This is a genomic window from Streptomyces torulosus (genome assembly GCF_001419765.1).
Taxonomy (GTDB): Bacteria; Actinomycetota; Actinomycetes; order Streptomycetales; family Streptomycetaceae; genus Streptomyces; species Streptomyces torulosus.
Genome location: NZ_LIRK01000626.1, coordinates 1 through 6,681 on the forward strand (window position 1 = coordinate 1; position 6,681 = coordinate 6,681).

The 6,681-nt window shown below is 71.4% G+C and carries 7 protein-coding genes; 2 read left to right on the forward strand and 5 right to left on the reverse strand.

Annotation, left to right across the window (positions count from 1 at the left end; genetic code table 11):
• Positions 1-270 (forward strand): potassium channel family protein (locus AOK23_RS35650; RefSeq protein ID WP_169800367.1); only part of this gene is annotated, 270 nt, incomplete at its 5' end.
• An 11-nt stretch (positions 271-281) separates the two neighbouring features.
• Here AOK23_RS35650 and AOK23_RS35655 read toward each other — a convergent pair.
• The 4 genes from AOK23_RS35655 to AOK23_RS35670 form a co-directional block, all read right to left on the reverse strand.
• Positions 282-479 carry a hypothetical protein gene (locus tag AOK23_RS35655; RefSeq protein WP_055543260.1) on the reverse strand — a complete coding sequence of 66 codons (198 nt, stop codon included), beginning with the start codon at positions 477-479 and terminating at the stop codon, positions 282-284.
• Between the two features lie 151 nt (positions 480-630).
• Positions 631-1,146, reverse strand: a complete 516-nt coding sequence (locus tag AOK23_RS35660) for a hypothetical protein (protein ID WP_055716673.1) — start codon at positions 1,144-1,146, stop codon at positions 631-633.
• A gap of 50 nt (positions 1,147-1,196) precedes the next feature.
• Positions 1,197-2,852: an MFS transporter gene (locus tag AOK23_RS35665; protein ID WP_107102953.1), complete on the reverse strand. Its 1,656-nt coding sequence runs from the start codon at positions 2,850-2,852 to the stop codon at positions 1,197-1,199.
• A 109-nt stretch (positions 2,853-2,961) separates the two neighbouring features.
• The gene (locus AOK23_RS35670) at positions 2,962-3,186 is read right to left on the reverse strand and encodes a hypothetical protein (protein WP_157878243.1); all 225 of its coding nucleotides are present in this window, start codon (positions 3,184-3,186) and stop codon (positions 2,962-2,964) included.
• Between the two features lie 477 nt (positions 3,187-3,663).
• On the opposite strand from AOK23_RS35670, the gene AOK23_RS35675 reads away from it, so the two are divergent.
• Positions 3,664-4,329: a ribosome-inactivating family protein gene (locus AOK23_RS35675; RefSeq protein ID WP_055716672.1), complete on the forward strand. Its 666-nt coding sequence runs from the start codon at positions 3,664-3,666 to the stop codon at positions 4,327-4,329.
• A gap of 39 nt (positions 4,330-4,368) precedes the next feature.
• On the opposite strand, the gene AOK23_RS35680 is transcribed toward AOK23_RS35675, so the two are convergent.
• Positions 4,369-6,681, reverse strand: a 2,313-nt coding sequence (locus tag AOK23_RS35680; RefSeq protein WP_169800368.1) for a WD40 repeat domain-containing protein, incomplete at its 5' end; no start/stop codon positions are given.

Genomic DNA, 6,681 nt, shown 5'->3' on the forward strand with positions numbered 1-6,681 from the left:
GAGCCGATGACCAGGACGGACTCCCTGTACTACACGCTGACGACGTTCACCACCGTCGGCTTCGGCGACATCACCGCCCGTTCGGAGACGGGGCGGGTGGCGACCATGATCCAGATGGTGGTGGGTCTGCTGCTCGTGGGCGGTGCCGCGCGGGTGCTGGCGACGGCCGTGGATGTGGGGCTGCGTCGGCGGGGAGGTGATCCGGCCGCCTCGGACGGCTCCGGTGACGGTGCCGGACCGGAGGGACGGGACCGCGCGTCCGGGCCGTGAGTCGTTCCGGCTCATTCCGGCAGTTGGCGCATCTCCACGACCCGCAGTCCCAGCGACCGGCAGCGCGCCAGCAGCCCGTACAGGTGTGCCTCGTCGATGACGTGGCCGAACAGTAGGGTCTGTCCGGACATCAGCACATGGTCCAGCTCCGGAAAGGCCTTGGCCAGCGTCTCCGACATATGTCCCTCGACGCGGATCTCGTAGCGCATGAGCTGTTCTCCCGCGGGCGGCCGGGGTGCGAACTCCGTCCCTGTCCCGACGATCGTGCCGGTCGGGGCGTCCCCGGGCCTCACCCCGTGCAGGTGAACTGCCCGTGACGGTGGACGCTGAGCTCCCATGACGGTGGTCCAGGGGCCCCGATCAGTGTTTGAGGAAGAGCTTGAAGCAGATGATCGGCAGGCCGAGCAGCACATTGACGGACGCGGCGATCAGGACGAGACGCCAGGAGGCGCCGGCCCACCGTGCCGCCGCGACGGACCAGCCCACCTGCCCGGCCAGGGCCACGGCGAGCGCCAGCCAGACGGCGCCTTGGACGCCCAGGCCGAGGAGCGGGCTGACCGCCACCGCCAGGGCGGGCGGGACGGCGGCCTTCATGATCGGCCACTCCTCCTGGCAGACGCGCAGGACGACCCGGTGGTCCGGGGCTCGCTGGGCGAGGCGTTCCCCGAACAGCACGGCGTGCACGTGCCCGATCCAGAAGACGATGCCGGTGAGCAGCAACAGCAGCACGATCTCCAGCCGCGGGAAGGATCCCAGGGTGCCGGCGCCGAGGATCACGGACGCCGCCAGCATGGAGCCGTAGATGCCGCCGGTGTAGTCCGCGTGGGCGCGGCGCTCGCCCCGCCTGGCCCGGGCGGTGGGGCGCGCGGGGGGCATGGTCTGTGCCTGGGCGGTGGTCCGGTCGCTCTCGGACACGGGAACCCCCTTCATGGGCGGCCGGTCGGCCGGGTCGTTCCGGCGGCCGGGGCGGCGGCGTCCGGCGGCGCCGCCGGGCCTTTCCCGCCGGTCCCTCCGTTCCGCCCCGTCGGCAGATGCGGTGTGACGAGGTAGCTCGCGAGGGTGATGCCGCCGGCGGCCAGGAGGGCCGCCTTGAGGCCGTTCAGCTGGGCGGTGGCGTAGGCGTCGGTGAGCGCCTCGACCTCGGACGGCGGCAGCCCGGCCCGCTCTGCGGCGGAGCGCACCTGGTCGGTGGGGACGAAGGAGATCCCGGCCTCCAGGGCGACTCCCGTGCGCTCGCGGGTCTCCTCCGACAGCCGCGGGTCGTCGGCGACCTGGGAGGTGAAGGCGTGGGCGAGCGCGCCGACGAGGATCGAGCCCATGAGTGCCGTACCCAGCGCGGAGCCCAGGTTCTGCGCGGTGAACTGCATGCCGCCGGCCTCGCTGCGTTCCTCCTCGCCCACGCTGGACTGCACGACGTTGCCCAGCTGCGAGGCGAGCATGCCCATGCCCACGCCGAGCAGGGCCATGGCGCAGGCGAACTGTGCGTCGTCGATGACGGGGTCGATGGTGGCCAGCAGCCACACGACGGCCCCGACGAGTGCCGCGAGGCCCAACCGGACCATGCGGCGCGGCCCCACCCGCCGGCCCAACCGGGCGGCGACGGTGGACGCCACGAGCATGGTGACGGACACGGGGAGCAACCGCAGCCCCGTCTGGAACGCGTCGAATCCCTGGACGACCTGGAGGTACAGCGGGATGGTGAAGAACACGCCGAGCAGGATGAGGTTCTGGCTCATCAGCGTCATCAGGCCGGACCGCAGCGCGGGGACGCGCAGCAGCGACAGATGCACCAGGGGGTCGCGGTTCTCGCGCTCCCGGTGCCGTTCCCAGTGCCGGAAGAAGGCCAGGACGGCCACTCCGGCGGCGACGACGAACAGGGTGGGCGCGAATCCGAGGATGGTGAAGGGCGGGTTGCGGGGCTGCACCCAGCCCCAGGTTCCGCTCTGGAGCACCCCCAGCACGCCCAGGCCGAGCCCGGCGGCCGAGAGGGTCGCGCCGACGACGTCCAGTGCGGGGCGGGGTCCGGTGCGCGGGATGTCGGTGATCACGCGGCGGAAGCAGAGGACGGCCGCGACGACCACCACCTCGCCGGCGAAGACCAGCCGCCAGGTGAGGTACGTGGTGACCCAGCCGCCCAGCAGCGGGCCGACCGCGATGCCCGCACCGGCGAGTCCGCCGATGACGCCGTAGGCGACGGCCCGGTCCCGGCCCCGGTAGGACTCGGCGACGAGGGCCGCCATGGCCGGCAGCACCATGGCGGCCCCGATCCCCTCGATGACGGACCAGCCCAGGGTGAGGACCCACAGGGTGGGGGCCACGGCGGTCAGGGCCGATCCGGTGGCGTAGACGACGAGGCCCAGGAGGAAGACGCGACGTCGCCCGAGGATGTCCCCGAGGCGCCCTCCGATGAGCATGAACGCGGCCATGACCAGCGCGTACAGGGTGATCACGGCCTGGATGGCCGTGACCTCGGTGTCGAAGTCCTCGACCAGCTGACTGATCGAGACATTCATGACGGAGGTGTCCAGCACCATCAGGAACTGGGCCGTGCCGAGAACCATCAGAGCCCGCCAGTGCGCCACGCCGCCCACCTCGCCGAGTCGGCCCGGGACACCGGTGGGGTGGCCCGGACAGCGACCTTCCGCCGACCGGCCGCCACGTCCATCGCAGCTCAGAACCCCACCGGGCGCCTCACCCGCGACGGGCGAGGCGGCCACCGCGTGAGGGGTGACCGCCACATGAGAGGTGACCGCGATCGCGGCACCCCGCTTGCGCGCTGTACGACAGGTCGGCGCCGGACGCCACGTCGGAGACCCGGGTGACCGTCGCGTCGCCGATCTGCGGGGTGGTGAAGGAGGTGCCGCTGTAGCCGGGCAGCGACTCCCCGTACGTGTGGCTGCCGCTGACCTTCCCCACCCGGACCACCATGAACCTGCCCTGGTACCCGCAGGTCGCCCTCGACACCGCCGCCGGCACGGTCACCGGCGTGGGCGGCGGCCCGTACTACAACCTGGTCGCCGTACTACAACCTGGTCGCCCGGCACAGCGGCAAGTGCCTGGACGTCTCGGGCGCCTCCACCGCCGACGGTGCCTTCGTGAACCAGTACCGCTGCACCACCCATCCAGCGGTTCCAGCGGCGCACCGCCTGACGACGCGTACCGAGGCGCGACGGGTGGGCATCCTGGCCACCCGCCGGGCCTCGGTGCGTCTCCGTCACGTCTTCCACATCACTGAGGTTGCGGCGCGAAGTCGAGAAGCCCTGTATGAGTACGAATCACACGGAACTCGGACCTCTGGAATTGTCCGCGGCGGCAACAGGGGCCTGCCAAACAACCGCCCGGCTGTGAGCGTCGGTGGTGACATCGCCGCACGTCGAACAACCGGAGCACGACATGCCCACCAGCGTCACCCTCGTGGTCGCCTTCTCCGTGCTTCTCGGATTCCTGGTGATCATCCACGGGTGGATGGGCACCGACGACGTCGACTTCCCCAAGGTCCGCTGGCAGCTGGACCGCGGCTCGGGCGCCTATCTGGACATGCTCGAGCGGCTGCGGAATCTCGCCGAGACCTCGGCCGGCGGCAACACCACGCCCGACGTCGACACCCGACGTTTCGCCGACATCGTGATCAGCAGCGGCGACCACACCCCCACGGTGCACGCGGTCGTACGGCTGAGCGACTTCCGCGTCGTGCGGTTCTTCGTCAGCGGCACCCCGCACGACGTCGTCCTGAACCTCGCCTCCGACATCCCGAACAAGGAGGACGCCACCGATGACAACTGGTTCCTCGGCAAGGAGGGCTACGACGACCTCGCCCGCATCGCGAACCGGTCGCTGACCGACGTCGACCTGAGCAGGTTCAGCCTTGAGCAGAGCCTCAGGGACCTCGGCGTCCGCGACACCGACCGCACCGCGCAGGCGTGCGGCATGCTGCGCTACACCATCGCCATCACCGCGGCTTCCCGGTTCCGCCCCATCGCCCACCACATCGCCAGCGGCATGGACAAGCAATCCAACGTCTTTCTCACCGCACAGCAGGTCGGCCTGATCCGCGGCTAGACCGGCATCGGCGGCGTCTTCATCGGCCGACGGAGACAGTCAGGGGCAGACCCGCCGGTACGGCCGTTCCGGAACGTAGGTGCGCCACTGCGCCCGGGTCAAATCCGTGTTCCCGGTGCGGGAGCAGACGAGGGACACCGCTCGGTCAGGATCCACGACGTACCGCTGGAGCGGGACGTGCCGGCCGCCCGCGTACAGCAGGGTGCTGTCCGGGCTGAAGGCGAGCGTGTCGATGCTCTCACCAGGGGTGGGCAGAGGAGGGCCGAGAGGTTGCTGGGTCGCTGTGTCCCAGAGTTGGAGGGTGCCCGTGTCGCCGCCCACGGCGAGCGTGCTGCCGTCCGGACTGAAGGCGAGAGCCGTGATCGACTCGGCCGAGTCGGAGGACGCATCGACGGGCGCAGGAAAGACGTTCCTCAGGATGCCCCCTCGATGCCGGAGGTCGCCGTCCCAGACGGCCACCCGCCCCGTCCAGTCGCCCGCCGCCAGGCCGGAGCCGTCGGGAGCGAAGGCGATGGCCCCGATGCCGTCGTGCTGGACGAGGTCATGGGCGTGGGACCGGCCCGCTCGGACGACGCGGTTGTCGGTCACGAGGAGCTTGCCGTCCCGGCTGACGGCCAGACGATCGCCGCCCGGGCCGGGGAGGAGCGCTGTCCTCCGCTGCCGCGTGGTGTCCCATGTCTCGTTGACGTACCCGTCCTCGGTCAGACGTGCGGTGAGGAGCGTACGACCGCCCGGTCCCAGGGCGATCGCCTCCGTGGACTTCGTGGACGCCGTCGCCAGGTCCACCGTGGTCTTCGCGTGTCCGGCGGTCACGTCCCACACCGTCAGACGCTGAGGCGCCGTGTCCCAGGGGGCGGAGACTCCGTACGCGAACATGCCTCCGTCCGGGCTGAAGGACAGCATGGGCTCGGTGATGTCCGTGCTGACCGCCGTCCGCATGCTGTCGCGGAAGACGGGAAGTGACGGTGTCGGCAGGGTTCGCACCAGACGGCCGTCGCGTGTGTTCCGCAGCTGGACGACGTAGTGGTCACCGATGCGTTCGGCGGTGGCGAGTGTCCTGCCGTCGGGGCTGAGCCGGACCCCGGCGAGCGGACTCGTGCGCCAGGTGCGGGTGAGCGTCGTGGTGAGGTCGAGGGTGTGGACCGTGCCCCCTTCGAGGTACCGCAGCAGGGGCCGCGAGGAGTCCCAGGCGAGACCGGAGAGCGACGTGTTGTCCAGGGAGTGGCGGAAAACGGGGGCGCCGCGGTTGGGCAGACGCCACACTCTGATCTCGTGGCCGCCGCCGGTTGCCAGAAACGAGCCGTCCGCGCTCACGACGGCCCCAAGGACGCCCGGGTGGGCGACGTCGGCGAGCTCTCGTCCCGTCGTGGTGTTCCATACACGCACCCGGCGGCCCCCGGTGAGCGCGAGGAGCCGGCCGCCGGTGAAGCGGATGTGGGTGCTGTCACCACAGACGCCGCGAGCGCTCGTCCATGCACCGGATCGGACGCTGCGCGTGGAGATGTCCCAGACCTGCGGAGCCCGGCCGCGCGGGCAGACGGCCATCAACCGGTCGTCGTCGGCTGCTGCGTCGGAGAGTTCCCCCCTGCCGGCCGACGGGGTCCGGAACACCAGATGACCGTCGGTGAGGGAGTAAAGGCCGGCCCGGTCGTCGCCGATGCTCCTCACCAGGTAGTTGCGGCCACTCGCCCCGAAGCTCACGGTGTACCTGAGTGGCAGGGGATCCCCGATCCAGCGCCTCGTTCGGGTGTCCCACAGCCGCTGGGTCCTGTCAGCGGTGTAGACGACGAGCACCCGGCCGCCCGGACCCGCGGCGAGTACCGACCCACGAGGTACGGACCCCGAGGCGATACGGCGGTGGGTGCCTATATCCCACGTCCGCCAGGTGCTGTTGTCGCTGGTGCTGAGCAGGGTGCGCCCGGAACTGTCGAGGAACCGCGCAGGTTCGTCACCGGGCGCCGGGTCGGTGAAGTTGCCCAGTTCGCGCTGGGCCAGCGCGCCCAGCAAGGCGCGGCGGGACTCCGGCAGGGGAGAGAGGCGCCATGCGGCGACGCCGAGCAGCATCGCGGTGCGCGGGTCGGTGGTACGTAGCGCGTCGGCGACCGCGGCCACCCGGCGGGCCGCGGTGTCGGTGGTCTGCTTCTCGCTGTCCTGACGCAGGCGTACGGCGGTCAGGCCGACGACCAGGGCCACCGCCAGCACGGCGCAGAGCGAGGCCGTGAGTGTGCGGCTCCGGCGCCGGGCCCGGGTGGCGGCCCGCTCCTCCGCCGCCCGCTGCTCCGCCGCGGCGACCAGGAAGGCCGTCTCCTCGGACGTCAGCCCGTCGTGGCCGCGGTCTTCGCTCGTGAACAG